This is a genomic window from Halomarina salina (genome assembly GCF_023074835.1).
Classification (GTDB): Archaea; Halobacteriota; Halobacteria; order Halobacteriales; family Haloarculaceae; genus Halomarina; species Halomarina salina.
Genome location: NZ_JALLGW010000001.1, coordinates 574,037 through 599,445, shown reverse-complemented (window position 1 = coordinate 599,445; position 25,409 = coordinate 574,037). Strand labels below are relative to the sequence as shown.

The following is a 25,409-nucleotide window of genomic DNA, read 5'->3' as shown; positions in this document are numbered from 1 at the left end:
CTACAAACGGTCACCGGGTCGAGAGGTCGTATGACCGAGGACAACCTGCCGCCGGGGGCGCTGGAGGCGCTCCAGCAGTTCATCGAATCGGAACACGGCTACCTCTCCTGGTTGGGGACCACCGTCGAGGAGTTCGCCTACGACCACATCGTGCTCTCGGTGCCGTTCGACGAGAAACTCACCAACCCGACGTCGCCGCCGACCATGCACGGCGGCATCGCCGCGACGCTCATCGACACCGCCGGCGGCATCGCCCACCGCCCCTCGCTCGACGACCCCATCCACGGCGGCGTCGCCACCATCAACCTCAACGTCAACTACCTCCGGCGCGCCGCGGGGGACATGACCGCCACCGCCGAGGTCATCCGCACCGGCGGGTCCGTCGGCGTCAGTCAGGTGACGGTGACGAGCGACGTGCCCGACCAGGGTGTGAAGCCCGTCGCGGTCGGACAGGGGGCGTACCGACTGTTTCAGGGCTGACTTGACCCTTCACGGCTCTTAGGGCGTTCGCGCTGACAGGTGGCGTATGGCCCCCAAACGTCCGACAGGCCCCTCGCGCCGCCGTCTCCTCCGAACCGCCGCCGCCAGTCTCGCAACCGTCACCGTCGCTGGCTGTCTCGACGACTCGACCGGCGGTGGCGGGGACGGGACGACTGACCGCGGCACGTCCTCGACAGACACACCCGACGGGACGACCGGACTCCCGACGACGGAACCGCCCATCGAGGACACTCCCTCCACAGCCCGGACCCCGACCCCGAAGGAAGACTCCCGCCCTCGACCGACCGACGGCGACCCCACGGACACGGTCTACCCGACGAACGAGGTGAGCTACGACCACCCGATAGTCGTCGAGAACCGCACGAATGCGGAGACGTCGGTCGTCATCACCGTCGAGGAACCGCGGGAAGAGGAGACCGACGAAGGTACCGTCTACCACGCCGAGACGTACACCGTCGCCGCGCACGCCGAGCGCGAGGTGTTCAACGTCGAGTCGCTCGACCTGGCGGGCGACCGTCGTCTCACCGTCACCGCGACGTACGAGGGGAGGACGGAACGGATGACCATCCGGACCACCACCTGCTACGGCACCGTGCTGGTCTACGTCTCGCCGGAGGACGGGTTCGGGATGACCTACAGCGTCTGCTGACGCGCTCCCCCGGCATCACACGCGCCGCCGTCAGTCGAAGGTCCCGTCGTCCAGCGTCACCACCTCGCCGAACAGCCAGTCGGCGTGGTCCAGCGCGTACTCCCGGTGGTCGGGTTCGAGCGCACCGATGGCGTCCTCGACGAGCAGCGGGCGGAAGTCCCGAAGTCCCGCGCTCCCGGCGGTGTGGAGGACGCAGACGTTCGCCAGCGTCCCGCAGAGCAGCAGGTCGTCGACGCCGTGCGCCCGGAGCCAGCCCTCCAGTTCCGTCTCGTAGAACGCGTCGTAGGTGTGTTTCTCGACGATGTGGTCGTCCTCGCGGACGTCGAGGTCCTCGTGCAGGTCGGCCTCCCAGGTCCCCTCGACGACGTGTTCGCCCCAGCGGTCGAACTCGTCGTAGTAGTGGTTGCCGTCGAACTGCTCCGGCGGGTGGACGTCGCGGGTGTAGACGACGCGGCCGCCCGCCTCGCGGACCCGGTCGACGACGCCGGTGACGGGGTCGAGCGCCTCCTCGCTACCGGGCGCGTAGAGGGTTCCGTCGGGGTGACAGAAGCCGTTCTGCATGTCGACGACGACCACCGCCGTCGAGGTGGGGTCGAGTTCCATGCCCGGGTGTACGGACCGGGGCGAAAAAACCGTCACGTCGACAACAGGGGTTTCATTGTGTGGCCCGGTGTACCAGTGGTATGCGACGCCCTGCACTGCTGGCGGTCGCCCTCGCGGTGCTCACGGTGCTGGCACCCGCGACGGCGCTCGCCACCCCCGATTCGGTCCCCACGAGCGACGTGGCCTCCGACTCGGTCCAAGACGGAGCGCCCTCCGACCCCGACTCCGACGTCCTCGGCTGGGAGAACGGTTACTGGTACAACGAGAGCATCGACGTGGACCCGAGCGACGGCCTCGACGACGGTGAACTCGACGCCGTCGTCGCGCGGGCGATGGCCCGCGTCGAGGAGGTCCGCCAGCTGGAGTTCGAACAGGACGTTCCGGTCGAGATCTACACCCGCGAAGAGCTTCAGGAGGAGACGAACCAGCGGTCGAGCAACACCTCCGCGAAGGACCGTCTCCACCAGAACGTGAAGTACGAGGCGATGTTCATGGTCAACGAGTCCACAGACGCCGTCTCCGTCCAGCAGGCGAACCAGGGGGCGACGGTCGGCGGCTACTACAGCCCCACCGAGGACCGCATCGTCGTCGTCTCGGAGAACAGCGAGTCCCCGCAGTTGAACGAGGTGACGCTCTCCCAGGAGCTGTTCCACGCGCTGCAGGACCAGCAGTTCGACATCGAGTCGTTCGACCAGTCGACCCGCGAGCAGCACAACGCTATCGACGGTATCCTCGAGGGTGACGGCAACTACGTCGACTACCTCTACGAACAGCGGTGTGGCTCCCCCGAGGACACCCAGAACGGCTGGGGCAACTGTCTCACCGATACGGCGGGGAGTTCGAACGGCTCCGGCGCGAGCCAGGCCCCGCCGAGCTGGGGGCTCTACCTGACCATCTACCAGCCGTACAGCGACGGCCCGGCGTTCGTCCGCGCCATCCACGAGAGCGGTGGCTGGGAGGCGGTCAACGCCATCTACGAGAACCCGCCCGCCTCGACCGAGCAGACCATCCACCCCGAGAAGTACGAGCAGGACGCGCCGACGCAGGTCAACATCACCGACCGGTCGAACGAGCAGTGGAACGTCCTCGACCTGGAGGGGAGCGTCGACTACGCGGAGTTCGGCGAGGCCGGCCTCGCCGCGATGTTCATGGCTCCCTCGTTCGAGACGCAGTTCACCGGCGGGCTGCTCGGTCCCCGCGACATCTACAACCTGAACGGGTCGAACCAGGTCGACTCGTTCGACCCCCTGAAGTACGAACAGCCGTGGACGAGCGGCTGGGACGGCGACAAGCTCCTGCCGTACGTCACCGAGGACTCGGCGTCGACCAACGAGACGGGCTACGTCTGGAAGATGCACTGGGACTCCCCCGAGGAGGCCCAGGAGTTCCGTGAGGGCTACCAGCTCCTCCTCCAGTACGAGGGGGCGACCCAGGCCGGCCAGAACACGTGGGTCGTCGAAGACGGCGGCTTCGCCGACGCGTTCCACGTCACCGTCGACGGGAACACGACGACCATCGTCAACGCGCCGACCGTCGACGACCTCTCGGGCGTCGACAGTTCCATCACGGTCCAGGCGGTGCAGAACGGCACCGACACGACGAGTAACGGCACCGACGGTGACACGAGCGAGGGTGGCGAGAACGGGACGGCTGACGCCGTCACGACCACCGACTCCTCCGACGGCTCCGGTCCCGGCTTCGGCGTCGTCGTCGCGGTGCTCGCCCTGCTGACCGTCGCGGCGCTCGCCCGACGCGAGTAACGCATGCGACGCCCCGCAGTCTGCTGTGCGGTCCTCGTCGTCCTGTCCGTCCTCGCCGGCTGTTCGCTCCCGAGCATCGGGCCGTCGACGCCCGACCCGAACGAGGGGCTGGGCTACGAGGCGGGCTACAACGCCACCGACTCGCTCCCGGTGACGACGGGCGACGGCCTCAACGCGAGCGAACGCGACGCGGTGCTCGCCCGGACGATGGCCCGTGTCGAGGAGGTTCGCGGGCTGGAGTTCGAGGAGACGGTGACGGTCGAACTGGTGACCCGCGAGGAGTACCAGTCGGGCGACGCCGGGACGCCCGGAGCGGGCGAACGCGCTCTGGTCAACCAGCGCTGGGAGGCGCTGTTCACCGTCGGCGAGGACGCGGACGCCACCGCCGCCTACGACACCGTCTTCGGCGACTCGGTCGTCGGCTTCTACTCGAACGGGCGCATCGTCATCGTCAGCGACAGCGAGACGCCGACGCTCGACACCCGGACGCTCGCTCACGAACTGCTCCACGCGCTGCAGGACCAGCACCTCGGGTTCGGGCCGCGCACGCCGACGTTCGACGGGTCGCGCGCCCGCGAGGGCCTCGTCGAGGGCGACGCCAACTACGTCGAGTCGCTGTACAGCGAGCGCTGCGAGAGCGAGTGGGACTGCCTCGCCCGGCCCGACGGTCCCGACGCGCCGGGGTCGTTCAACCGCGGCATCTACCAGGCCATCATCCAGCCGTACGTCGACGGCCCGGCGTTCGTCCGCGCCATCCACGACCGGGGCGGCTGGGAGGCGGTGAACGACGCGTACGAACAGTTCCCCGACAGCACCGAACAGACCATCCACCCCGCACGCTACCCCGACGAACCGGTCGCCGACGTGACCGTCGCCGACGAGTCGGCCGACGACTGGACGCGCCTCGGCCGCGACCCGCCGACCGACCGACTCGGCGAGGTGGGCGTCTACACCATGCTCCAGACGAACGGCGTGCTGGAGGACCACCAGCGGTACGACTACTCCCACCCCGCCTCGACGGGCTGGGCCGGCGACCAGCTCGTCCCCTACCGGAACGCGGAGACGGGCGAGAGCGCTTACGTCTGGCGACTGGCGTGGGACTCCGAGGGCGACGCCCGCGAGTTCGTGGGCGCGTATCGCGACCTCCTGACCTCGAAGAACGCGACGCGTCCCGCTGGCGACGTCTACGTCGTCCCGTCCGGACCGTACGCCGACGCCTTCCGGGTGACGCGCGACGGCGCGACGGTCACCGTCGTCAACGCGCCGACGCGCGCCGACCTGGACGCGGTCCACGGGAGCGGGTGAGTCGGCTAGTCCTACCAGCGGCCGTCATGGGTGACGTGTGGAAGAGCCGTCTCTTCGAGCCGCTACGCTCCCTCGGTCACCTGCTCGGCGCTCTTCCGGAGAACGTGTCGCGGAGGAGTATCAGCGCCCCCGGAACGGCGACGATGAGCACCCCGATCGCCTCGGGGGCGTGGGGGAGGTAGTAGAGCACGGCCACGCACCCGCCGATGACGACGCCGAGCAGCGACAGGAGTGCAACTCTGTCCTGTCTGTCGGTGAGGTGGCCGTTCCCCTTCGTCCAGTCCGCGACCCGGAATCCGGCTATCGACACCAGGACGAGCGTCCCGACGACGAGCATCGATAGCTCGTCGCCGAGTGGCTCGCCCCCGACGAATCGCTCCAGCGCCCGGCGCATCACGACGAGCACACCGAGCGTGCAGAGAACGGTCACGATGGTCGACCGATCGTAGAGGGATCCATTCATGTTGGATACTCTATCTCTTTCGCTTATACGGTTTCCTCTCGTCGGTGTCCCCGCCCGGACTGCTCGTCCCGAGACTCGACCGTCGGAGCCGAAACGCCCTGTCGCCTCGGTGCTGACGCGATTCGCGTCGCCATCGTCAGCGACCCGCGACCCGCCCGCTTTTTGCGTACTTGACGTGTACCTCGGGGTATCCATGTTCGACATCGTCTCCGCGGAGGCCATCCGCGAGGGGACGGCGACCGACGCCTACTTCGACCGGACCGTCGCCGCCCTCCGTCACGCCGACCGGGACCCGCACGTCGTCGCGGAAGTGACGGCCGACCAGTTCCCCGACGGCGAGTTCGAACTGTTCACCGGGGTCGAGAACGCCGCCGAACTGCTCTCGGGCCTCCCGGTCGACGTCGACGCCATCCCGGAGGGGACGCTGTTCGACGGCGGCCCCGTCATGCGCATCGAGGGCACCTACACCGACTTCGCGCGCTACGAGACGTCCCTGCTGGGGTTCCTCTCGCACGCCTCCGGCGTCGCGACGAGCGCCCTCGAAGCGCGTCGCGCGGCCCCCGACTCCTCGCTGCTCTCCTTCGGTGCGCGCCACGTCCACCCGGCCATCGCGACGATGATAGAGCGCTCGGCGCTCGTCGGCGGGTTCGACGGCTTCTCGCACGTCGCTGCGGGCGAACATCTGGACCGGGAGGCGTCGGGGACGATGCCCCACGCGCTGGTCATCTGCTTCGGCCCCGGCGAGCAAGAGGCGGCGTGGACGGCGTTCGACGAGGCGTCGCCCGAGGGGACCCCGCGAATCGCGCTCTGCGACACCTACACCGACGAGACCGACGAGTCCCTCAGAGCGGCCGAGACCATCGACCTGGACGGCGTCCGTCTCGACACCACCGGCTCCCGTCGCGGCGACTTCCGCCACATCGTCCGCGAGGTGCGCTGGAAACTCGACGACGCGGGCTACGACGACGTCGAGGTGTTCTGCTCGGGCGGCCTCGGCCCCGACGAACTCCGCGAACTACGCGACGTGGCCGACGGGTTCGGCGTCGGCGGGTTCGTCTCGAACGCCGACCCCATCGACTTCGCGCTGGACATCGTCGAGGTGGCGGGCGAGCGGGGAGCGAAACGCGGGAAACTGCCGGGTCCGAAGGCCGTCTACCGCACCGCCGACGGCGAGCACCTCGTCCTGCCGGCGGACGACGACGCCCCCGAGGACGCCGAGTCGCTGCTCGAACCGCTGGTCCGCGACGGCGAGGTGGTCGCCGACTTCGACGTCGACGCGGCCGCCGAGCGTGCCGCGAGGGACGCCGAGCGAGTCGGGTTCGCCACCGGGACCGAGTAGTCGACTAACCGAACGACTTAGGCCACGCTGTGGGTTAGGTACGTCTGGGCAGCGAGTGACCGGCCACCGTGGCGCGCGTGGTTCGCCACGTGACGCAAACGAGGAAAGTCCCCCCACCGGCCGGGCAGGCGACCGGGCACACGCCCGGGACGGGAGACCGTCGGCTATGGAACAGAAACGAGACCCCTCTCCGGGACCCATGAGGCGCGAGAAGCGACCCGCGAGGGAAGCGAGTCGACCCGCCGAGGGAAGAACGGAGAGAACGGATGGAACGGCGAACCCTCGCCGGTGCAAGCCCGCGACGTCAAGGTAGCCCGGCAGACGACCAGCACGGTCGGCCTGTCGCGGGCGCTCAGCCGAATGCCGGTCAGAACAGAAGGGGGCTTACGGCTCGCAGCCCGCCACGTTTTACTGCGCTCGCGGGCTGGTAGCACGCCTCACGTTGCCCGGCGGCCACCAGCCGACTCACTGGTAAAACCTGGACTAAAAACCGGAGTCACCTCCTCGAACGCTCGTTTCACTCGCGTCCTCGAAGGTTCCGTGGCCCGCTCGCTCACTTCGTTCGCTCGCACCGAGTGCGCTGGTGATACCGCTGCCCTGCCTCGTCGCCCGGTCTCCGACACGTCATCCGGACTAACCTTCAGGCCACAAGGGTCATCCCGTTCCTACCTGTATACGGTGTAGATGAGAACACGGGTCGCCGTTCTCGCCGTCCTCCTGTGTATCGTCGTCGCGGGCTGTTCGGCTCCCGTCTCCCTCCCCGAACCGGGCGAGGGTGACGTGGAGACGCCCGGTGACGCCACCCAACCGCCGCGAACCGGCTCGACGCCGGACGACGGCTCCGACGGCGACGGCGAGGAACGGGACGTGCGGGACGCCGCGTGGAACGACGGGTCGACGCCCGTCCCCGCCGTCGACAACCCGTACGACGAGGAGACGCTGACCGTCGCCGTCGACGACGCGAACGTCTCGGCCGGCCGCGACGTCCGCCCGGCCGTCCGCGACGCGCTCGACTTCTGGGAGGCGAACTCGCGCCACTACGCGGGCTACGCCGTCGACTACCGACTGCTGGACGAGGATAGCGACACCAGCGACGCGGACCTCGTGGTGCAGTTCGTCGACGACATCCGCGACTGCGGGCGCGAACAGCACGTCGCTGGCTGTGCGCCGTACATCACCCGCGGTCCGGTCGACCGGCCCGCAGTCGTGCGCATCAAGACGGGCTTCGACGCGAACTCGACGACGCTCGTCCTCGAACACGAACTCGGTCACACGCTGGGACTCGGCCACGACGACGAACCCAGCGAGGTGATGGCGGGCGAGACGATGCTCACGACCCAGCCGAAGACCGACGCGACCGACCGCGAACTCGCGTGGAACCACTCGACGCTCTCGGTGTACGTCGACTACGGCGACGCCGACGACCGGCAGGCGACCGAGCGCCAGGTGGCCGCCGCACTCGGCTACTTCGAGGACGGCGCCGAGGGGACCGTCCCCGAGAACGTCTCGTTCGTCCGGGTCGACGACCCCGGCCGGGCGGACGTCGTGGTCCGGTTCGCGGACGACCTGCAGTGTGGGACCCGCCGTGGGTCGTGCGGTCGGGTGGAGGGGTACGACCCCGACGGCGACGGCCGACTGGAGACGTACTCGAAACTGGAGGTCACCATCGCGAACCTCGACACCGAGGCCGTCGCCTGGCACGTCGCCCGGTGGGTCGGCCGCGGCCTGAGCCTCGATAGCGACGCGGAGTACCCCGAACCGCTCCGGGAGACGACCTCCGCCGCCGAGCGCCGCACCGAGTGGTGGCGCTGACCCCGACGCTTTTCGTGTCGTCCTGCTAACCACCGGTGATGCCCTCCCCCCGGACGGACGACCCTCCAGCTACGTCGACGCCACCGCCCGTCGAGTGGCAGTACGACCCGACGACGGTACGCTGGCTGCGGTGGGTCGCGCTCGTCCGGACCGCGCTGGCGAGCGCCGCGACGGTCGTCGTCCTGGTCGCGCTGGCGACGCTCGCGATACTGGGGTCGGTCCTCACCGGTGGTCTCTCTCCCGGCGCGTTAGTCGTGTTCGTCCTCGCAGTCGCGTTCGGAACGCTCCGCGTCGTCCTCTCGCCAGTCGGCGCGCTGTACCTCTTCGACACCGAGGTGCGTAGGCTGGAGCGCCGTCGTCACCCGTCGACACGCCGCTCCCGGTTCGCCGTCGCCACACCTGGCGCGCTCGTCGTGGCCATCGCGGCGTACCTGTGGTTCCCGGCTGCCCCGGCGCTCATCGCCGTCGGGTTCGGTGCGGCGGTCGTCGTCGCTTTCGTCTCCACCGAGGCCAGGCTCGACCCGTCGAGCCGGACGTACGTCGTCGAACCGGCGTCCGTCGCGCAGTCGTTCGACGGGTTCTCGGGGTACGAACGTACTCGGCTCGGCCCGTTCGTGGTGTTCCGGTTGCGCTACCCACGCCGTCCCGGGTCGCTCTCGAACCCACGCTGGATTCCGGTGCCGACCGAACACGCGGCCGACGCGGCGGCCGTCTTCGACGCCACTGCCACCGACCCCGACGACCCCGACCCCGGCGGTCGGCGGTCGAACCCGCAGGTCCGACTCGCCGCGAGTGCGCTCGGTTTCTGCCTGCTCGTAGTCTGTGGCGCGGCTGTCGTGCTCACTGGCGGCGTCTACGGCTGGTACCTCGCCGCCGTCGTCGGACTGTTCGCGCTGCTGTTGCTCTACGTCGGCGTCGTCGAGGGCTGACGCTCGCGGTCGTCGACCCGAGACCGCTTCACGTCACGCGCGAGCGAACCAGCGCCGCGAGGTCGTCGTAGAACCCGTCGTCGTACTTCGTCTCGTCGTCGACGGTCGGCCGGGCGTTCGTCTCGCCGACGACGACCCGGTCGTCGGTCACGAGGAGGTCCACGCCGAGATAGTCCACGTCGAGCGCCGCCGCGGCGTCCTCAGCGACCCGTCGCAGGTCGTCGGGGAGCGAGACGCCCTCGGCCCGCGCCCCCCGGTGGACGTTGTGCTTCCACTGTCCCGCCTCGCGTGCCTCGTCGGGCAGGCGACGTTCGACCGCGCCGACGCAGTCGCCGTCGACCACCATCGCCCGGTAGTCGGTCGCATCGGGCAGGTACTCCTGGACGAGAAAGGACTTGTCGCCGGTCGCGCGGTAGTCGTGGACCAGCGAGAGGTAGTCGGTGACGCCGAGGAAGGAGTCCACGTCGTGGACTTTCGTGACGCCCGTCCCCCGCGTCGTCGAGTTCGGCTTGACCACGACGGGAGCGTCGAACCGCTCGAACGCCTCGCGGAGCGCTCCGTCGTCGGTCGGGTTCGAGACGACCACCGACTCGGGAACGGACACCCCGGCGCGAGCGAGGCGGGCCAGCGCCTCACCCTTGTGCCGGGAGCGCAGCACCGCCTCGCGGTCGTTCACCCACGGTACGTCGAGCACCGCGTCGACGACGCCACCCTCCGCGAGTCGAGTGGGGTAGACCAGTCCCACGTCGAACGCGCCGAGGTCGGTCGGGTCGTCGCCGAGCGCGAACGTCCGCTCGTCGGGCCGGACGTACTCGACCTGGATATCTCGCTCGGCCAGCGGGTCGCGGATACGGGCGAGGGTCTCTGCATCGGTGCAGACTGCGAGGCGGAGCATCTACACGAGCACCGTGACGAGGACGTCCGTGTCGACGACGAGCCTCATTCGTGTTCGCGCCGTCGAAGTCGTCGAGCCTCTTCGACCGGTTCGATAGCTTCCCCTGCGTAGTGACCGGAGAGAAACGTCCCGAGCGGTTCCGGTTTCCGTTCTGACCTGACGGAAGCGAGTTCCTCGGATCGCACGTGACTTCCCATCGCTCCGGAGTTGGCCGCTCTCACTCAAAGAGGTTCGGAACGGAGCGACCGCTCGACGGGTGGAGAACGGGGAGAGAGTGGGGTCGTAGTACGAAGCCAGCGGTCCTTCGGCGCCCGGGAGCGAGGAGGTGTCGCAGCCTCTACGAGACGAGGAGTTCCTCGCCGCGTTCGACCTTGATGCGGCACGGCGGCGTGATCTTGTTGTACGCGCGGCGGAAGGCGTCCTTGACGACGGGCGCCTGATCGGGCGTACACCACGCGGTGAACAGCTGTTCGCCCTCGTGGACGCGCGCTGCGGTGCCGACGATCTTCCCGAACGACTGGCGCATCCCGTCGGAGACACGGTCCGCACCCGCGCCGGTCGCCTGCTTGTTCTCCCGGAGCACCTGGTGGGGGAACTTCCGGAGGATCATCTTGTAGTTCTTCTCGCCCAGCTCCTTGATGAGGTGGCGGTTCGCCGAGAGGCGCGAGGCCTCCAGCGAGCCGTGTCGAAGCTGGACGGACTCTTCGACGATGAGGCTGATCTGGACCGGGTAGTCGTCGGGGTCGGCCTCGATGTCGCCCATCTTGTGCTGGGCGATCTTCGAGCCGGGAATCCCCGTAATGTACTCTCGCCGGGTGTATGGCGGCTTGTCGATGTCCCGGTACATCGAGGCAGGTTTATCGGACATATTACGAGTAGCGAGGAGCAGTTCGGGGTTAAAGCCTTCGAACCCACTTTTTGCTGCGCTCGCGGTGCGGTGACACGCCTCGCTAGCGCTCGGCGGTCACCGCACGGCTCGCTGGCAAAACCTGGACTAAAAACCGGCGTCGCCCCCTTCGGGGGCTCCTTGGCCCGCTCGCTCACTGCGTTCGCTCGCGGCTGCGACCGCTGGTGTTCCGTTTTCTGTTTGGCCGGCTATCGCTCCATCTTCGTCACACTGCTATCGCCCGGTGACGTCGGTGTCACCTGTGTGCCTATTCCCGTCCAGCCCCTAACTCGGTACATGGTCAACATGTTCGTCGACGGCGAGTGGCGCACCGACGCGTACGAACTGGCCGACGACGACGGCGAGTTCGACCGCGACGAGACCAGCTTCAGGAACTGGGTCGGCGGCGAGCAGGTGAAGGATGGTGAGGCCCCCGACCCGGACGCCGAGTTCCCCATCGAATCCGGTCGGTACCACCTCTACGTCTCCTACGCCTGCCCGTGGGCGCACCGGACGCTCGTCACGCGGGCGCTGAAGGGACTGGAGGACGCCGTCTCGGTGGACGTCGTCGACCCGTACCGCGACGACGACGGCTGGCAGTTCACGCCCGAGAAGGAGGGCTGTACGGAGGACTCGGTCAACGGCTTCGACTACCTGCGCGAGGCGTACGTCGCGGCGGACCCGAACTACACCGGGCGCGTGTCGGTGCCGGTGCTGTGGGACAAGCAGGAGGAGACCATCGTCAACAACGAGTCCGAGGAGGTCATGCGGATGCTCGACGTCGCGTTCGACGACCTGGCGACGCGTGACGTCGACCTCTACCCCGAGGGCCACCGCGACGACGTGGACCGGGCCATCGAGGAGATATACGACCCCATCAACAACGGCGTCTACCGGGCGGGATTCGCCGAGACGCAGGCGGCCTACGAGCGCGCGGTCGGCGACCTGTTCGACGCGCTGGACCGCTGGGAGGAGGTGCTGGGCGAACAGCGCTACCTCGCGGGCGACGTGCTCACGGAGGCCGATATCGCGATGTTCACGACGCTCGTCCGCTTCGACGACGTCTACCACACGCACTTCAAGTGCAACGTGCGGAAGATAGCCGAGTACCCGAACCTCTGGAACTACCTGTGCGAACTGTACCAGTTGCCCGGCGTCGCCGACACGGTGGACATGGAGCACATCCGCGAACACTACTACACGACGCACGAGGACGTCAACCCGAAGCGCATCGTCGCCGTCGGCCCGGACCACGACTTCCTCGCGCCCCACGACCGCGACCGACTGCCGGGCGGTCCTCCCGAAGCGCTCCGAGAGACCGGAGCGACGGCCGACGACTGACTCGACGAGCAGGGTGAGGTGGCTCGGTCGCACGGACGTGACTCTCGCCTGAACGTGCTCCGGTGAGCCGAACGCGACCCGGTAGTCATTTTCCGACCGCTCGCGTAGGCCGACCATGCGCCGCCCGCCCTCCACCGCGGTCCTCGCCTGCTGCTGTCTCCTCGTCCTGGCGACGGTCCCGTTCCCGGTCAGCGCCCACTCGAACCACCTCACGGCGACCAGCCAGGTGTCGGCCGAGGGGAGCGTCGTCGTCGAGTCCGTCTTCGCCTCCCAGCCAGCACACCTGGTGGTCCACGCGGACGACGGCGGCGAACTCGGCGAGGCGCTCGGGTCGACCCGACTCGCCGCCAGAGGCATGCAGCGCAACGTCGAGGTGGCCGTCGACGACGACGCCTGGCGGGACTGGGGCGAGAACCGGACGGTGTGGGTCGCGCTCCACGCCACCGACGGCGACGGCAAGTACGACGCCGACGACCCGGTGTTCACGCTGTTCGACGAGCCAGTCGCCGAGCGCATCGCGGTCGGCAAGGGCGAGGCCGCCCTCGTCACCGGACGTGGCTACCTCGGCCAGTCGACGGCCAGCTCCGCCCTCTCGGTCGGCCGAGCGACGCTCCCCGAGGACGGGCTGCTGGTCGTCCGCGACGACGAGACGGACGCGGTGGTCGGCACGCGCGCCCTCCCTGCGGGCACGCACGAGGACGTCACCGTCGACCTGAACGCCTCGTACGTCGCGTCGCAGTCGGGGTCGTTCACCGTCCGGACGCAACTGTACCGCGACGACGGCGACGGGACGCTGGGCGACGCCGACCGACCGATACTCGCCGGCGAGGTGCCGGTCCAGACGGTGCTTCCGGTGACCGTCGCCGAGAGCGGGGCGAACGGGACCGACTCGGGGGCGAACACACCGACGCCGCCCAGCATCAACACGCCCGACGAGACGGCGGCGGGAGGGGACTCGTCGCCGACCGCGGGCGAATCGTCACCGACCGCTGGCACTCCCTCGGCCGCAGCACAGAATGGGTCGACCGACTCCGGCGGCGTCGGGCCGGGGTTCGGCGTCGTCGCCGCCCTGACGGCCCTGGTCGCGCTCGTCCCCCTCGTCTGGTTCGGCTCTCGAAACCGCCGCTGACACCGAAAGGGCCTTTCTCGCGAGTCGGCTAGGCCCGTCATGGTCCGTTCTCGCTGGTCGCTCCTCCAGGGGGTGCGTCGCTGATGGTCTCGGGAGACCTGCCGCGCCGTGAGTTCCTCAAGGGCGTCGTCGCGCTCGGCGGTGCGAGCGCGCTGTCGGCGTGTCTCGACGTCGTCGGCCGTGGCGACGACCGTGAGCCCGTCCCGACCGGCACCGACCCCGCGTCGCTCCCGCGCCGCCAGTTCGCGTGGAACGACCGTATCCGCCACGACGAGCACGGCAACGACCTCCTCCCGGAACACCAGGTGCTGTGGTACCTGACGCTCCCGAGCGACGGTCCGCCCGACGCCGACGCACGGCAGGGCGTCGAGACGGCGCTGTCGACGCTCGACCGTGCCTACGAACGCTCGAACGAGGGGCTCGTCTACTCCGTCGGCTACTCGCCGTCGTACTTCGACCGGTTCGACGAGTCGCTGCCCGAGAGCGTCGACCTGCTCCCGCCGCGTCGCCTCTCGGCGTTCGAACAGCCGACGCTCGACACGCAGGACGCGCTGCTCCACCTCGTCAGCGACCGGGCCGACGTCCTCCTCGAAGCCGAGGAAGCGCTGCGGGGGGAGGTCGAGGAGGCCAACGGCGTGACCGTCGAGACGGCGCTGACCGACGTGCTCGACCTCGACGACCGTCGGACGGGGTTCGTCGGTCCCGGCCTCCCCCATCAGAAGGCCGAGGAGACGCAGTTGAACGGCGTCCCGGAGGACAACCCCATCCCGGAGGAGTCGCCGCTGTTCATGGGGTTCGCCGCCGGGTTCCAGCAGAACCAGGCGACGGAGGACTACGTCGCCCTCGACGAGGGGCCGTTCGCGGGCGGGACGACGAAGCACGTCGCCAACATCCGCCAGCGACTCGACGACTGGTACGTCGAACAGGAGTTCGACGAGCGCGTGATGGAGATGTTCAGCCCGCAGCACGGCGACCAGAACCTCGTCGAGGGCGTCGGCGAGAACCTCGAAGACGACAGCGGTATCGACCAGTTCCTCGACAGCGTCGTCGAGGACGCGAAGGAGTACGGCCGGGTCGGCCACGCCCAGAAGGCGGCCCGCGCGAACCGCGACGACGAGGGGAACGTCCGCCTGCTCCGGCGACACTTCGAGTCCACCGACGACGACGTGGCCAGCCTCCACTTCCCGTCGCTCCAGCGCGGCATCTCGACGTTCGAGGAGGTCCGCACCGCGATGAACGGCGAGGACGCGACGCAGGCGACCCCGGCCGTCCGCCAGCGGGTGAACAACGGCATCCTGGAGTACATCTTCGTCCGCAACCGCGGCAACTTCCTGATTCCGCCCCGCGAGTTGCGCTCGCTGCCGACGCCGACCGGGAGCGAAACACAGTAACCCGTCGCCACGAACCACGAGGTATGCCCGACCCCTTCTCGCAGAACCCGCGGTTCCGCAAGTTCGCGCTGTACCGCAGCGAGGACGAGACCGGCGTCTCCGGCACCGGCGTCGTCGCCTACGGCGTCCAGTTCCCGCCGCCCAACGGGAAGTGCGTCGTCGCGTGGACCACCGACGTCGGCAGCCTCAACATCTACGACAACATCCGCGAAGTGCAGGAGATACACGGCCACGAGGGCGGCACCGAGATTCTCTGGGAGTAGGTCGCCACCGCCACGACCGGGTCCGCTCCGCCCCGCACTCGCCTTTTCTCCTCGTCCGTCCAACGGTAGCCGTGGCTCTCGACCGGAAGTGGCGGGCGCTCGGGTTGCTGGCGACCGCCGAACTGTTCGTCATGGCGCTGTGGTTCAGCGCGACCGCCGTCGCACCCGACCTCGCCGCGGAGTGGGACCTCTCGGCGGTCGAGCGAGCGTGGCTCACCAGCGCCGTGCAGGTCGGATTCGTCGTCGGTGCCCTCCTCAGCGCCCTCCTCACGCTGTCCGACACGTTCAGACCGCGCGTGCTCGTCGCCGTCTCGGCCTGGCTCGGCGCGGCCACCACCGTCGCCATCGCGCTGTTCGTCGACGCGGCGCTCCCGGCCATCGCCCTGCGGTTCCTGACGGGCGTCGCCCTCGCAGGCGTCTACCCACCGGGGATGAAACTCGTCGCTGGCTGGTTCCGGGACCGCCGCGGGTTCGCCATCGGGACGCTCGTCGGCGCGCTCACCGTCGGGTCGGCGCTCCCGCACCTCCTCCGCGCGGTCGGTGGCGTCGGCCGCCCGCGGGCCGTCCTGCTCGGTGCCGCGCTGCTCGCGGTCGTCGGCGGACTGCTCGCGCTCCAGGTCGAACAGGGGCCCTACCAGGCTCCGACGGCACCGTTCGACCCGCGAGCGGTCCGCAGACTGCTCGGCAACCGGCCCGCGGTGCTGGCGAACCTCGGCTACTTCGGGCACATGTGGGAGCTGTACGCCGTCTGGACGTGGATTCCCGCGTACCTCGCTGCGAGTGGGTCCGTCGGGAACGCGCGACTCGCCTCCGGCCTCGCCTTCCTCACCATCGGCGTGGGGGCGCTCGGTGCGGTCGTGGCCGGCGTCGTCGCGGACGACGTAGGCCGAACCACGGTGACGAGCGCGAGTATGGTCGTCTCGGGGACGGCCTGTCTCGCCGCGGGAGCGCTGTTCGACGCGCCGCTCGTCGCACTCGTCGCGTTCCTCGTCGTCTGGGGCGGGACCATCGTCGCCGACTCCGCGCAGTTCTCGACGGCGCTCACCGAACTGGCCGAGCCCCAGTACGTCGGGACGGCGCTGACGCTCCAGACCGCAGTGGGCTTCCTCGTCACGACCGTCTCCATCCAGCTGACACCGCTCGTCGCCGAGGCCGTCGGCTGGCGGTGGGCGTTCGCACCGCTCGCCGTCGGTCCGGTGGTCGGGACGCTAGCGATGCTCAGGCTTCGACGACGACCGGAATCGAGGAGACTGGCGGGTGGTCGTGGGTGACGGCCGCGGAGACGTGAGGTGCGGTCGTCTTACGCGTAGATGCCGGTCCAGTGGCAGTCGGTGCAGGCGACGAGGCCCTGGCCGTCGACGACCGACTCACCGCAGTCCGGGCAGTCGGTCGCGTCGGTGGCGAGCGAGTCGGCGTCCGTGTCGTCGGTCGGGTCACGTGGGCGCTGGAGCGTCGTGGACATACCCGAATCCGGCCGCTACGAGCATATAAACTCGCGGACTAGTCTCATAATACGTTCCCGTGCCCTCGGTGTGTGGTTAAACGCCTTAGACACCGCGCCCCTAGACAGCCCCTCGCTCGGACCGGGCCGAGTCGTCGTCCGGTACGCTCTCGACGACGGTCTCGGACTCTGGCGCTACCGGTGGGTTCGGGGCGAGGACGCGTTTCATCAGGACGATACCGGCCACGGTCACACCCGCGAGTGCGCCGCCGCCGACGAGCGTGAGTACGAACGCTGCGGTCTCGGTCATACTCGTCGAGAGGTCGCGGACGGATAAGTGGGTGTCTCCGATTCCCACGCCGTGGGAGTCTCACGCCGCGACAGAGTCACGCCGCGACGAACGACCGTCTCGGCTCGTCGACTCGCGGTCGTCGTTGCCCCTGCGCCAACGGCTTTCGGGCGTCGGGACGGAGGTGGGGTGATGACTGCAAACGAGAGCGGCACGTTCGACATCGGCGGCGAGTTGACGGTCCACCGACTCGGCTTCGGCGCGATGCGACTCTGCGGCGACGACATCATCGGAGCGCCCGACGACGAGGAGGCGGCGCAGAACGTCCTCGAACGGGCGGTCGACCTCGGCGTCGACTTCATCGACACCGCCGACTCCTACGGCCCCGGCGTCAGCGAGCGACTCATCGGCGAGACGCTCGAACCCGCCGAGGCCGTCGTCGCGACGAAGGCCGGTCTCCTCCGCAACCGCGACGGCGACTGGCTCCCCCACGGCGACCCGGACTACATCCGCAACCAGGTGCTCTGCTCGCTCGACCGCCTCCGGACCGACACCATCGACCTCTACCAGTTCCACCGACCCGACCCCGACACCGACTTCGAGGAGTCGGTGACGACGTTCGGCGAACTGAAGGACGACGGTCTCGTCCGGCACGTCGGCCTCTCGAACGTCTCGGTCGACCAGCTGGAGACGGCCCGCGACCACGTCGAGGTGGCGACCGTCCAGAACAACTTCAACGTCGGCAACCGCGAGCATCAGGACGTCCTCGACGCCTGCGAGGAGTACGGCATCGGGTTCATTCCGTACTTCCCCGTCGGCGCGGGCGACCTCGGCGAGAAGGGCGAGGTGCTCGACGAGGTCGTCGACGCCCACGACGCCTCCCGGATGCAGGTGGCGCTGGCGTGGCTGCTCCACCACTCGGACGTGACCCTGCCCATCCCCGGCACCTCCAGCGTCGACCACCTCGAAGAGAACGTCGGCGCGTCGTCGCTGGAGCTCACCGACGACGAGTACAACCGGCTCAGCGAGTGAGGCGTCGGCCCGTCGTAGCGGGGCCGCTCACAACCGCCGTCGCTGCCGTCTGAACCGCGTGAAGTCGGCCGCGCGGACCGCCGCGACGCCGGCCATCCCGCCGACGACGGCGACGGTCAGCGCGACGTTGAACAGCGTCACCAGCGACAGCCCCGGCGAGAAGAACGCGACGAACAGCCCCGTCAGCACCGACCGCACGGCGAAGGCGACGCCGAGACTCGTCGCCGCACCGACGATGGCCGCCCGCGTCCAGCGGTACTCCCTGCGCATGTCCCCCGGTTCGTAGTGGACGGGCGAGAGGCCGACCAACAGCGTGCGGACGTGCCGGACGACCGCTCGCCACGTCGTCTGGACGCTCCTCGCCACCGTCGGACTGAACTGCTGTTCGAGCGAGGAGGCGTCCCGATGCTGTGCTCCCATTCGGATGGGACGCTTCAGTGTCGAGGGTTATCAATCTCAGTCAGACGCCCGTCGGTCGGCGTTCGGACCGTCCGGTCGCGGCCGTCGAGACTGTATCGAGGGTCCTCGACCCGTCAGTTCGGCGACGAACGCTCGGCGCCGTCGCTCTTCGCCGGGTAAAAATACCGAGAATCGTGGTTCGTCGTTCGAGAACGACGCGTCTTACAGGCGGGTGACGTTGGTCGCGCGCGGACCCTTGTCTGCCTGTTCGATGTCGAACTCGACTTCCTGACCCTCTTCGAGGTCCGGACCGCCGACGTCTTCCATGTGGAAGAAGACGTCCTCGTCCTCCTCGTCGGTCTCGATGAAGCCGTAGCCGCCCGTGTCGTTGAAGAAGTCGACTTTGCCTTTCGCCATGATTAGAGTCGGGTGACGTTGGTCGCGCGCGGGCCCTTGTCGGCCTGCTCGATGTCGAACTCCACTTCCTGTCCCTCTTCGAGGTCCGGGCCGCCGACGTCTTCCATGTGGAAGAAAACGTCCTCGTCCGCGTCGTCCGTCTCGATGAAACCGTAGCCGCCAGTGTCGTTGAAGAAGTCAACGCTGCCTTTCGCCATTACCTCTAACTGGAACGGCCTTCCGGTGATAAGACTTCCGCGGGTCGTGGTATCATGGCTGTACCGTCGACGCGTCGGCTCTCGTGACCGTTCGTGGCGGTCCTCGGTGGCTCACCCGGAAGATTCTGGGAGCGGGCGCGTGTACAACCAGGCCCAGAACAGCAGTACACCCTGGAGCGGGAGCCGTACCCACGCGGCCAGTCGAGCGACGCTCCCGTACCGGTCGGGGACGGCCCCGCTCGCGAGGTCGTTGGTCGCCATGTAGACGTTCGCCGGGAACACGGCGACCAGCAGCGCCATCACGCCCCAGGCGGAGCGCTGGCGCGTTCGCCGGACCAGCACGCCGACGCCGAGGACGATCTCCGCGACGCCCGAGAGGTAGACGAGGGCGACCGGCCGGGGAAACTGGGGGGGTACGATGCGGGCGTACACCTTCGGTGCGACGAAGTGCAACACGCCCGCGATTACGTAGAGCAGTCCCATCACGTAACACAGCGGCCGCTCGAATCGAGTCCGGTCGTCGGGAGCGTCGTCGGTCATGTCGGTAGAGCCTCGATACCGCGGGTCAAGAGTGTTGGTCCCCCGGCAGACGTGGCCTTCCTCCGAGGACCGCGCGTTCCTCCAGCAGCCGTCACCCTCGGCGCTCCCGCGTGGCTACTCCGCGTACCCCAGGTCCTGGAGTCGCTCTCTGACCACGTCCGAATCGGGGCCGCCGCGGCTCGCTGCCTGTTCGGGCGCTTCGGCGACGATGTCCGGGCGAGTCTCGGTCTCGTACTCCAGCCACGGCACTTCGAGGAGCGCGGGCACGTTCGCGTACGCGGGGTGGCCGTATCGCCGGATGGGAATCGGCGAGTCGCGTTCCCCCAGCAACTCGCCGTGGTCGGCGGTCACGACGGTCTTCCCGTCGAACTCGGCGAGCAGCGTCGAGACGTGCGGGAGGACGACCTCGACGTTCTCGCGGTACGCCTGCTTCGCCGTCTCCAGCGGGACGTCGATCTCGCCGTCGTTGAACGACCCCCAGAAGTCCAGGTAGTCGGTCGGGAGGTGTTCGACTCCCGTCTCCCCGATGTACGGCGCGTGGGGCTGGAGGTAGTGGACGATGAGCCGCTTGTTCGGGTACCGCTCGGCGGCGTCGAGCGCCGCCTCCGTCACCACCTCCGGCATCACGGTCCGGTACTCGTCGTGCCACTGGTCCTGCCAGACGTCGATCTGGTCGTGGAACTCGACGTGTATCGGCTCGACGTCGTAGACCCCGTTCTCGATACGGTACAGCTGCGGGTTCGCCGTGACGTAGACGGTGTCGTGGAGCTCCTCGTCCGTGAAGTTCGCTCGGAGGAACAGGTTCGTCGCGGAGGCCTTCGACTCCGCCTTCGTCAGCGTCCCCGGCAACTCCGAGGCGAGGTCCCGGAACGTGTCGTACCGGCACGCGTCGAGGATGACGAGGTTGTCCCAGTCCTCCGAGAGGATGTCGACGCCGTTCTCGTTGTGGGCGGCCGTCTCGCGGAAGCCGAACCCGTGCTGGTAGAGGAGGTTCGCCTCCTCGCACACCACCCGCGGGTTACGTATCGCGTTCGCGATACTGGACACCGAGTACATCTGTTCTCTGAACCATCCACGAGCGCGTATTTGGGCTTTCTGTAGCTTGTTTGGTGTGTTTTCGGGAAGGTTACGACCGAGTCGGAATCTCGGGCGGACGCGGAGTCTTCGGGAGAACGACCGTGGCTTCCCTTGAGTCCGAACCACGCCCGGACGTGCTCGCTTCGCTGCGCGTGTCTGGTCTCGTACAGACTCGGTCGGGAGCAGATTCGCTGGCGACGGTTCACTCGCTCCGCTCACGGCTTGGCCGTTCGCTACCGAGGTCGTCTTCCGACCTCGCACTACTCGTTCGCGTTGTCGGCAGCAGACGTCTGCCGCCTCCCGGATTGTGAACCCCACTCGCTCCCTTCGGTCGCTCGCTGCTTCAAATCCGCATGGGTTTCACTCTGGATTTCAACGCGACTCGCTTCGCTCGTCGGTGTGAAATCACAGAAGTGCCGCCTCCCGGATTTGAACCGGGGACAGCTCGATCTTCAGTCGAGTGCTCTCCCAGTCTGAGCTAAGGCGGCTCGCATACCCACCGAAGCCGAGGACCTGAAAAAGCGTTTCGAAACGGCCGGCGTCACTCGCCGTCGGATTCGCCGGCGGGCCCGTCGAGGACGCCCTCCGGAGAGACGGCGAGGACGGGTATCGAGGAGGCCATCAGCACCCGCTCGGTCGTGCTCCCGACGAGGTGGTCGAAGCCCTCCCGACCGCTGGTGCCCATCACGACGAGGTCGACGTCGTGCTCGTCGCAGTAGTCGACGATGGCCTCGTGGACCTGCACCGCGTGACCGAGTTCGGTCGTCACCGACACGCCCGCCGTGTCGGCGCGTTCTTCGACGGTGTCGAGCACCTCCTCTCCGCGTTCGCGCAACGACTCCAGCACGGTTCGCATGCTGTGGGTCGACAGCAGCATCTTCTCGATACTCTCGTCGACGACGAAGATGACGTGCACTTCCGCGTCGACGGCCGTCGCCAGGTCGAACGCGTGGTCGGCGGCCGCGTACGCGATGTCGCTTCCGTCGACGGGGACGAGGATTCGGTCGTACATGTGGCCTCGTGCGCGGGGGTGTCCCTTAGTTGTAGGTTCGGGTCAGCCGTCGTCGGTCGGTGTCGGTCGGCAGTCGCTCGGCGCCGTCTCCCGTCTCAGGAACGCGGCTCGGGCACCGTCGGCGGCGTCCGCTTGTGTTCGCTGTCCTCGTGCATCTCGACGATGTACTCCACCTCGTCGAGCGAGGAGCCGGTGAGACGAGCGGTCGCCGCGGCCGGGACGCCACCGTCGACGTGGAGCGCGAGAATCGCGTCGAGCGTGTCGTAGTCGACGCCGAACTCCTCCTCGTCGGTGTCGTAGTCGACCATCCCGCCGGTCGGCGTCTTCTGGACGAGCGACTCGTCGACGCCGAGGTAGGCGGCGACCTGTCGGACCTGCTGTTTGTACAGGTTGCCCAGCGGGTTGCAGTCGACGCCGCCGTCGCCGTACTTCGTCACGTAGCCGGTGGCGAGTTCGGCGCGGTTGCCCGTCCCGACGACGAGCTTGTTCTCGTAGTTCGCGACGAGGTAGTTGAGCGTCATCCGCACGCGGGCGCTCGTGTTGCCGACGTACCGGCCCTCCCAGCGGCCCTCGGAGTCGCTGTCGGACCCGGCGTCGTACGTCTCCAGCAGTTCGTCGACTGCGTCGTCGATCTCGAGCACGTCGTAGGTGATGCCGAGGTCCTGTGCGACCCGTTCGGCGTCGCTCATGTTCTCGTCGGTGTTGACCGCCTTCGGGAGCAGGAGGCCGTGGACCGAGTCGGCTCCGAGCGCCTCGACCGCCAGATGCGCGACGGTCGTGCTGTCGACGCCGCCCGAGAGGGCGACGAGCGCGCCGTCGACAGCCGCCGCGTCGACTCGCTCCCGGATGAACTCGGTGAGGTCGTCGACCTGTGCACCGAGCTCCTCGTCGGAGTACCGGAGGTCGATGGGTCGGATCTCGTCTCGTGTCTGCTGGTGGAGACTCGCCATGATGGCCAATGCGTCGTCGCGGAAGACAGAAAAGCCACACGAAGCGTGTACGCGGCGTTTGGTGGGTGATAGAGTGGACCACAGTCGAGGAGAGCTGACCGGTCCGAGTCGCTTCGCTCCCCGGTTCGGTCACGAAGAAGTCCGCTCTCCCCGATTTGAACTCACTCGCTCCCGCTGGTCGCTCGCTGCACAAATCGGTCGAGGAGTCCTTCACACTCGTCGCCGCTCGCTCCGCTCACGAGTGATGAGGTTCAGTCCGCTCTCCCCGATTTGAATACGCCGAGACGTGCTCGCTTCGCTGCGCGCGTCTCGTCTCTTCAAACGGGTCGAGAACGACGTTTTCGCCGTTCACTGGCTCGGTCGCTTCGCTCCCTCGCGTGGTTCGCGGGAAAAGTCCGCTCTCCCCGATTTGAACGGGGGGCAAGTCGATCTACAGTCGACTGCTCTGCCAGACTGAGCTAAGAGCGGTCTACCCGAAATCAGCAGACGGCTGGATTTAATCCTTGTCTTTCGGGGCGACGGGGGCACGTATGACGGGCGTAAGAAGATTAATATGGAATCGTGGGTAAGCGAACGTATCGAATGAGCAAGATAACGTTCCGCGCGGACGACGACCTCGTCGACCGCCTCGAGGCGTGTGACGCCTCCAAGAGCGAGGTGATGCGCGAGGCGCTTCGCGCACATCTCGACGAGGTGTCCGCGGAGAGCGTTCGCGCCCCCGAGGCCACTCTGGAGGCGACCATCGACGACACGCTCGACGCGCTCGTTCGCGAGCGCGTCGACGCGATGCTCGAACAGCGACTCGACGCGCGGGGCGCTGGCCAGACACGTCGGCCGCAGCCACCACAGGATATCAACGTAAACGTGACTGTCGAGGGCGAACGCGCCGCTCCCCGGTCGGAAGACGAGACGCACGCGGCAGACGCGACCGGCGACCAGAATGCGTCCGTCGGCGCGTCTGACACGGACCAGGGGCGTAAACAGTGCTCTGGCTGTGGGACGGGGCTCGACGAGTCGGCCGTCTACTGCTCGAACTGCGGCGAGAAGGCCACACACCGGGTGTTCTGCGACTGCGGCGACGAACTCCGCTCGGACTGGGCGTTCTGCCCGGGCTGCGGTCGTCGGACGCCAGCGGCGGACGTGCTAGAGCGCTCGTAAACGCCGTAGACGCGGGAATTCCTCCCTGTTTACGTTGGTGTGAGGGGTAGCGTCTTACGACTGTCCAAAGTTTTATTACATCCCGATGTATGCAAACACCTGCGTAAGACAACCGTCTTACACGGGGTTGTTGCGGGCGTATGCCCGCGCCGTACTGCGGTTTGCCCCGTGTCGGACCCTGGGCCGTCGTGACACGCGGCTCGGTGTCTTACCAGGGGAATACGACAAAATGGAGCGTGTGACACTACGGATTCCGAAGCAGCAGATCGAGGAGGTTGAGCGCATGGTCGAGACCGGGGAGTACCCGAATCGCAGCGAGGCGATTCGTGCCGCCGTTCGCGACATGATCAACGAAGACAACACCGAGCGCCGCGACAAGAAGCGGCCGTGGGCGAGGGCCTGAATGCAGGACATCGTCAACTCGGCGCTCGAAAACGCCGAGAAAGAGCAACAGAAACGCTCTGACTCGAGCGGGAACGACGTCGACGAGTTCGGCGACCCCCGCATCGTCATCGTCGGCTGCGGTGGCGCGGGGAACAACACCGTCAACCGCCTGTACAACATCGGCGTCGACGGCGCTGACACCATCGCCATCAACACCGACAAACAGCACCTCAAGATGATCGAGGCCGACACGAAGATACTCGTCGGCAAGTCGCTCACGCAGGGGCTGGGTGCCGGTGGCGACCCGTCGATGGGCGAACGCGCCACGGAGATGGCGCAGGGCACCATCAAGGACGTGCTCGGCGAGGCGGACCTCGTGTTCGTCACCGCCGGCATGGGTGGCGGTACGGGGACCGGTGCGGCACCGGTCGTCGCCGACATCGCCAAAGAGCAGGGCGCGATCGTCGTCGGGATGGTCTCGACGCCGTTCAACGTCGAGCGCGCCCGCACGGTGAAGGCCGAGGAAGGGCTGGAGAAACTCCGCAACGCCGCGGACTCCATCATCGTCCTCGACAACAACCGCTTGCTCGACTACGTCCCGAACCTGCCCATCGGCAAGGCGTTCTCCGTGATGGACCAGATCATCGCCGAGACCGTCAAGGGCATCTCGGAGACCATCACCCAGCCGAGCCTCATCAACCTCGACTACGCCGACATGACCGCGATAATGGGTCAGGGCGGCGTCGCCGTCATGCTGGTCGGCGAGACACAGGACAAGAACAAGACCCAGGAAGTGGTCAAGGACGCGATGAACCACCCGCTGCTGGACGTGGACTACCGCGGGGCGACCGGCGGCCTCGTCCACATCACCGGCGGCCCGGACCTCACGCTGAAAGAGGCCGAGGGCATCGCGCAGAACATCACCGAACGGCTCGAAGCGGACGCGAACGTCATCTGGGGCGCGCGTATCCAGGAGGAGTACAAGGGCAAGGTGCGCGTCATGGCCATCATGACGGGCGTCCAGTCTGCTCAGATCCTCGGACCGTCGACCCAGAAGCAGGCCGACGCCTCCCGCGAGGCCATCAACGGTGGCGGTGCGACGTCGTCGCAGTCGAACGACTTCAACTCCGGTGGCGGCGAGGTCAACTTCGGCGAGACCGACGGCGGGCGCAGCGAAGTCGAGAAGAACAACGGTCTCGACGTCATCCGATAGACCCCACTTCTTCCCACCTGTTCTCACACCGTCG

29 protein-coding genes, 2 tRNA genes and 1 other RNA gene are annotated in these 25,409 nt (G+C 68.0%); 17 read left to right on the top strand and 15 right to left on the bottom strand.

What is annotated here, in order from left to right; all coding sequences use genetic code 11:
• Positions 1 to 30 precede the first annotated feature (30 nt).
• On the top strand, positions 31 to 480 hold the full coding sequence (locus tag MX571_RS03080; RefSeq protein ID WP_247414127.1) for a PaaI family thioesterase: 450 nt from the start codon (positions 31 to 33) through the stop codon (positions 478 to 480).
• 46 nt (positions 481 to 526) lie between these two features.
• A complete protein-coding gene (locus MX571_RS03075) occupies positions 527 to 1,150 on the top strand; it encodes a hypothetical protein (RefSeq protein ID WP_247414126.1) in 624 nt (207 codons plus the stop codon).
• 30 nt (positions 1,151 to 1,180) lie between these two features.
• On the opposite strand, the gene MX571_RS03070 is transcribed toward MX571_RS03075, so the two are convergent.
• Positions 1,181 to 1,753, bottom strand: a complete 573-nt coding sequence (locus tag MX571_RS03070) for a cysteine hydrolase family protein (RefSeq protein ID WP_247414125.1) — start codon at positions 1,751 to 1,753, stop codon at positions 1,181 to 1,183.
• An 80-nt stretch (positions 1,754 to 1,833) separates the two neighbouring features.
• On the opposite strand from MX571_RS03070, the gene MX571_RS03065 reads away from it, so the two are divergent.
• Both MX571_RS03065 and MX571_RS03060 read left to right on the top strand, forming a co-directional pair.
• On the top strand, positions 1,834 to 3,513 hold the full coding sequence (locus MX571_RS03065; protein WP_247414124.1) for an Hvo_1808 family surface protein: 1,680 nt from the start codon (positions 1,834 to 1,836) through the stop codon (positions 3,511 to 3,513).
• Positions 3,514 to 3,516: 3 nt separating this feature from the next.
• Positions 3,517 to 4,818 (top strand): Hvo_1808 family surface protein, encoded by a 1,302-nt coding sequence (locus MX571_RS03060; RefSeq protein WP_247414123.1) that lies wholly within the window; start codon positions 3,517 to 3,519, stop codon positions 4,816 to 4,818.
• Between the two features lie 76 nt (positions 4,819 to 4,894).
• Here MX571_RS03060 and MX571_RS03055 read toward each other — a convergent pair whose 3' ends face one another.
• On the bottom strand, positions 4,895 to 5,281 hold the full coding sequence (locus MX571_RS03055) for a hypothetical protein (protein WP_247414122.1): 387 nt from the start codon (positions 5,279 to 5,281) through the stop codon (positions 4,895 to 4,897).
• Positions 5,282 to 5,474: 193 nt separating this feature from the next.
• Here MX571_RS03055 and MX571_RS03050 point away from each other — a divergent pair, with 193 nt between their 5' ends.
• The 4 genes from MX571_RS03050 to MX571_RS03035 all read left to right on the top strand — a co-directional run bounded on the left by MX571_RS03050 (position 5,475) and on the right by MX571_RS03035 (position 9,361).
• Entirely contained in the window at positions 5,475 to 6,620 is a 1,146-nt protein-coding gene (locus MX571_RS03050) for a nicotinate phosphoribosyltransferase (RefSeq protein ID WP_247414121.1), read from the top strand.
• 47 nt (positions 6,621 to 6,667) lie between these two features.
• An RNA gene (rnpB, locus tag MX571_RS03045) (RNase P RNA component) lies at positions 6,668 to 7,019 on the top strand.
• A 285-nt stretch (positions 7,020 to 7,304) separates the two neighbouring features.
• Complete coding sequence (locus tag MX571_RS03040; RefSeq protein ID WP_247414120.1) at positions 7,305 to 8,432, top strand: matrixin family metalloprotease; 1,128 nt, start codon at positions 7,305 to 7,307, stop codon at positions 8,430 to 8,432.
• A gap of 38 nt (positions 8,433 to 8,470) precedes the next feature.
• Entirely contained in the window at positions 8,471 to 9,361 is an 891-nt protein-coding gene (locus MX571_RS03035; protein WP_247414119.1) for a hypothetical protein, read from the top strand.
• Positions 9,362 to 9,389: 28 nt separating this feature from the next.
• Here the strand turns inward: MX571_RS03035 and MX571_RS03030 are convergent, their stop codons facing one another.
• Together MX571_RS03030 and MX571_RS03025 are read right to left on the bottom strand one after the other, a co-directional pair.
• Positions 9,390 to 10,256, bottom strand: a complete 867-nt coding sequence (locus MX571_RS03030) for an ATP-grasp domain-containing protein (RefSeq protein ID WP_247414118.1) — start codon at positions 10,254 to 10,256, stop codon at positions 9,390 to 9,392.
• Positions 10,257 to 10,593: 337 nt separating this feature from the next.
• Positions 10,594 to 11,124 (bottom strand): 50S ribosomal protein L16, encoded by a 531-nt coding sequence (locus MX571_RS03025; RefSeq protein WP_247414117.1) that lies wholly within the window; start codon positions 11,122 to 11,124, stop codon positions 10,594 to 10,596.
• A gap of 315 nt (positions 11,125 to 11,439) precedes the next feature.
• Between MX571_RS03025 and MX571_RS03020 the strand changes: the two genes are divergently transcribed.
• The 5 genes from MX571_RS03020 (at position 11,440) to MX571_RS03000 (ending at position 16,537) form a co-directional block, all read left to right on the top strand.
• A complete protein-coding gene (locus tag MX571_RS03020; protein WP_282594453.1) occupies positions 11,440 to 12,483 on the top strand; it encodes a glutathione S-transferase family protein in 1,044 nt (347 codons plus the stop codon).
• A gap of 115 nt (positions 12,484 to 12,598) precedes the next feature.
• Entirely contained in the window at positions 12,599 to 13,612 is a 1,014-nt protein-coding gene (locus MX571_RS03015; protein ID WP_247414116.1) for a DUF7282 domain-containing protein, read from the top strand.
• 83 nt (positions 13,613 to 13,695) lie between these two features.
• A complete protein-coding gene (locus MX571_RS03010; RefSeq protein ID WP_247414115.1) occupies positions 13,696 to 15,003 on the top strand; it encodes a DUF7405 family protein in 1,308 nt (435 codons plus the stop codon).
• 23 nt (positions 15,004 to 15,026) lie between these two features.
• Complete coding sequence (locus tag MX571_RS03005; protein ID WP_247414114.1) at positions 15,027 to 15,266, top strand: hypothetical protein; 240 nt, start codon at positions 15,027 to 15,029, stop codon at positions 15,264 to 15,266.
• A 71-nt stretch (positions 15,267 to 15,337) separates the two neighbouring features.
• Positions 15,338 to 16,537, top strand: coding sequence for an MFS transporter (locus tag MX571_RS03000; protein ID WP_247414113.1), 1,200 nt, complete (start codon positions 15,338 to 15,340; stop codon positions 16,535 to 16,537).
• A 29-nt stretch (positions 16,538 to 16,566) separates the two neighbouring features.
• Here the strand turns inward: MX571_RS03000 and MX571_RS02995 are convergent, their stop codons facing one another.
• Positions 16,567 to 16,728, bottom strand: a complete 162-nt coding sequence (locus MX571_RS02995; protein WP_247414112.1) for a hypothetical protein — start codon at positions 16,726 to 16,728, stop codon at positions 16,567 to 16,569.
• Positions 16,729 to 16,828: 100 nt separating this feature from the next.
• On the bottom strand, positions 16,829 to 17,017 hold the full coding sequence (locus MX571_RS02990) for a hypothetical protein (RefSeq protein WP_247414111.1): 189 nt from the start codon (positions 17,015 to 17,017) through the stop codon (positions 16,829 to 16,831).
• Positions 17,018 to 17,188: 171 nt separating this feature from the next.
• On the opposite strand from MX571_RS02990, the gene MX571_RS02985 reads away from it, so the two are divergent.
• On the top strand, positions 17,189 to 18,028 hold the full coding sequence (locus MX571_RS02985; RefSeq protein ID WP_247414110.1) for an aldo/keto reductase: 840 nt from the start codon (positions 17,189 to 17,191) through the stop codon (positions 18,026 to 18,028).
• 27 nt (positions 18,029 to 18,055) lie between these two features.
• On the opposite strand, the gene MX571_RS02980 is transcribed toward MX571_RS02985, so the two are convergent.
• The 9 genes from MX571_RS02980 to MX571_RS02940 form a co-directional block, all read right to left on the bottom strand.
• Positions 18,056 to 18,448 (bottom strand): hypothetical protein, encoded by a 393-nt coding sequence (locus MX571_RS02980; RefSeq protein WP_247414109.1) that lies wholly within the window; start codon positions 18,446 to 18,448, stop codon positions 18,056 to 18,058.
• A gap of 201 nt (positions 18,449 to 18,649) precedes the next feature.
• On the bottom strand, positions 18,650 to 18,844 hold the full coding sequence (locus MX571_RS02975; protein WP_247414108.1) for a cold-shock protein: 195 nt from the start codon (positions 18,842 to 18,844) through the stop codon (positions 18,650 to 18,652).
• 2 nt (positions 18,845 to 18,846) lie between these two features.
• Positions 18,847 to 19,041: a cold-shock protein gene (locus MX571_RS02970; RefSeq protein WP_247414107.1), complete on the bottom strand. Its 195-nt coding sequence runs from the start codon at positions 19,039 to 19,041 to the stop codon at positions 18,847 to 18,849.
• 111 nt (positions 19,042 to 19,152) lie between these two features.
• A complete protein-coding gene (locus tag MX571_RS02965) occupies positions 19,153 to 19,581 on the bottom strand; it encodes a DoxX family protein (RefSeq protein WP_247414106.1) in 429 nt (142 codons plus the stop codon).
• 114 nt (positions 19,582 to 19,695) lie between these two features.
• Positions 19,696 to 20,637 (bottom strand): alkaline phosphatase family protein, encoded by a 942-nt coding sequence (locus MX571_RS02960; RefSeq protein WP_247414105.1) that lies wholly within the window; start codon positions 20,635 to 20,637, stop codon positions 19,696 to 19,698.
• Positions 20,638 to 21,072: 435 nt separating this feature from the next.
• Positions 21,073 to 21,146, bottom strand: a tRNA-Phe gene (locus MX571_RS02955).
• A gap of 53 nt (positions 21,147 to 21,199) precedes the next feature.
• Positions 21,200 to 21,670, bottom strand: coding sequence for a universal stress protein (locus MX571_RS02950; protein ID WP_247414104.1), 471 nt, complete (start codon positions 21,668 to 21,670; stop codon positions 21,200 to 21,202).
• 95 nt (positions 21,671 to 21,765) lie between these two features.
• Positions 21,766 to 22,620, bottom strand: coding sequence for an NAD+ synthase (locus MX571_RS02945; protein WP_247414103.1), 855 nt, complete (start codon positions 22,618 to 22,620; stop codon positions 21,766 to 21,768).
• 394 nt (positions 22,621 to 23,014) lie between these two features.
• Positions 23,015 to 23,088: transfer RNA gene (locus MX571_RS02940), tRNA-Tyr, on the bottom strand.
• Between the two features lie 114 nt (positions 23,089 to 23,202).
• Here MX571_RS02940 and MX571_RS02935 point away from each other — a divergent pair.
• The 3 genes from MX571_RS02935 to ftsZ all read left to right on the top strand — a co-directional run bounded on the left by MX571_RS02935 (position 23,203) and on the right by ftsZ (position 25,375).
• The gene (locus tag MX571_RS02935; RefSeq protein ID WP_247414102.1) at positions 23,203 to 23,778 is read left to right on the top strand and encodes a double zinc ribbon domain-containing protein; all 576 of its coding nucleotides are present in this window, start codon (positions 23,203 to 23,205) and stop codon (positions 23,776 to 23,778) included.
• Between the two features lie 229 nt (positions 23,779 to 24,007).
• Positions 24,008 to 24,181 carry a transcriptional regulator CdrS gene (gene cdrS, locus MX571_RS02930; protein WP_247414101.1) on the top strand — a complete coding sequence of 58 codons (174 nt, stop codon included), beginning with the start codon at positions 24,008 to 24,010 and terminating at the stop codon, positions 24,179 to 24,181.
• Complete coding sequence (gene ftsZ / locus MX571_RS02925; protein ID WP_247414100.1) at positions 24,182 to 25,375, top strand: cell division protein FtsZ; 1,194 nt, start codon at positions 24,182 to 24,184, stop codon at positions 25,373 to 25,375.
• Positions 25,376 to 25,409 lie beyond the last annotated feature (34 nt).

Coding starts and splice junctions, on each gene's coding strand:
- MX571_RS03080 (WP_247414127.1), top strand. CDS start 31: ATGACCGAGGACAACCTGCCGCCGGGGGCGCTGGAGGCGCTCCAGCAG.
- MX571_RS03075 (WP_247414126.1), top strand. CDS start 527: ATGGCCCCCAAACGTCCGACAGGCCCCTCGCGCCGCCGTCTCCTCCGA.
- MX571_RS03070 (WP_247414125.1), bottom strand. CDS start 1,753: ATGGAACTCGACCCCACCTCGACGGCGGTGGTCGTCGTCGACATGCAG.
- MX571_RS03065 (WP_247414124.1), top strand. CDS start 1,834: ATGCGACGCCCTGCACTGCTGGCGGTCGCCCTCGCGGTGCTCACGGTG.
- MX571_RS03060 (WP_247414123.1), top strand. CDS start 3,517: ATGCGACGCCCCGCAGTCTGCTGTGCGGTCCTCGTCGTCCTGTCCGTC.
- MX571_RS03055 (WP_247414122.1), bottom strand. CDS start 5,281: ATGAATGGATCCCTCTACGATCGGTCGACCATCGTGACCGTTCTCTGC.
- MX571_RS03050 (WP_247414121.1), top strand. CDS start 5,475: ATGTTCGACATCGTCTCCGCGGAGGCCATCCGCGAGGGGACGGCGACC.
- MX571_RS03040 (WP_247414120.1), top strand. CDS start 7,305: ATGAGAACACGGGTCGCCGTTCTCGCCGTCCTCCTGTGTATCGTCGTC.
- MX571_RS03035 (WP_247414119.1), top strand. CDS start 8,471: ATGCCCTCCCCCCGGACGGACGACCCTCCAGCTACGTCGACGCCACCG.
- MX571_RS03030 (WP_247414118.1), bottom strand. CDS start 10,256: ATGCTCCGCCTCGCAGTCTGCACCGATGCAGAGACCCTCGCCCGTATC.
- MX571_RS03025 (WP_247414117.1), bottom strand. CDS start 11,124: ATGTCCGATAAACCTGCCTCGATGTACCGGGACATCGACAAGCCGCCA.
- MX571_RS03020 (WP_282594453.1), top strand. CDS start 11,440: ATGGTCAACATGTTCGTCGACGGCGAGTGGCGCACCGACGCGTACGAA.
- MX571_RS03015 (WP_247414116.1), top strand. CDS start 12,599: ATGCGCCGCCCGCCCTCCACCGCGGTCCTCGCCTGCTGCTGTCTCCTC.
- MX571_RS03010 (WP_247414115.1), top strand. CDS start 13,696: ATGGTCTCGGGAGACCTGCCGCGCCGTGAGTTCCTCAAGGGCGTCGTC.
- MX571_RS03005 (WP_247414114.1), top strand. CDS start 15,027: ATGCCCGACCCCTTCTCGCAGAACCCGCGGTTCCGCAAGTTCGCGCTG.
- MX571_RS02995 (WP_247414112.1), bottom strand. CDS start 16,728: ATGTCCACGACGCTCCAGCGCCCACGTGACCCGACCGACGACACGGAC.
- MX571_RS02990 (WP_247414111.1), bottom strand. CDS start 17,017: ATGACCGAGACCGCAGCGTTCGTACTCACGCTCGTCGGCGGCGGCGCA.
- MX571_RS02985 (WP_247414110.1), top strand. CDS start 17,189: ATGACTGCAAACGAGAGCGGCACGTTCGACATCGGCGGCGAGTTGACG.
- MX571_RS02980 (WP_247414109.1), bottom strand. CDS start 18,448: ATGGGAGCACAGCATCGGGACGCCTCCTCGCTCGAACAGCAGTTCAGT.
- MX571_RS02975 (WP_247414108.1), bottom strand. CDS start 18,844: ATGGCGAAAGGCAAAGTCGACTTCTTCAACGACACGGGCGGCTACGGC.
- MX571_RS02970 (WP_247414107.1), bottom strand. CDS start 19,041: ATGGCGAAAGGCAGCGTTGACTTCTTCAACGACACTGGCGGCTACGGT.
- MX571_RS02965 (WP_247414106.1), bottom strand. CDS start 19,581: ATGACCGACGACGCTCCCGACGACCGGACTCGATTCGAGCGGCCGCTG.
- MX571_RS02960 (WP_247414105.1), bottom strand. CDS start 20,637: ATGTACTCGGTGTCCAGTATCGCGAACGCGATACGTAACCCGCGGGTG.
- MX571_RS02950 (WP_247414104.1), bottom strand. CDS start 21,670: ATGTACGACCGAATCCTCGTCCCCGTCGACGGAAGCGACATCGCGTAC.
- MX571_RS02945 (WP_247414103.1), bottom strand. CDS start 22,620: ATGGCGAGTCTCCACCAGCAGACACGAGACGAGATCCGACCCATCGAC.
- MX571_RS02935 (WP_247414102.1), top strand. CDS start 23,203: ATGAGCAAGATAACGTTCCGCGCGGACGACGACCTCGTCGACCGCCTC.
- cdrS (WP_247414101.1), top strand. CDS start 24,008: ATGGAGCGTGTGACACTACGGATTCCGAAGCAGCAGATCGAGGAGGTT.
- ftsZ (WP_247414100.1), top strand. CDS start 24,182: ATGCAGGACATCGTCAACTCGGCGCTCGAAAACGCCGAGAAAGAGCAA.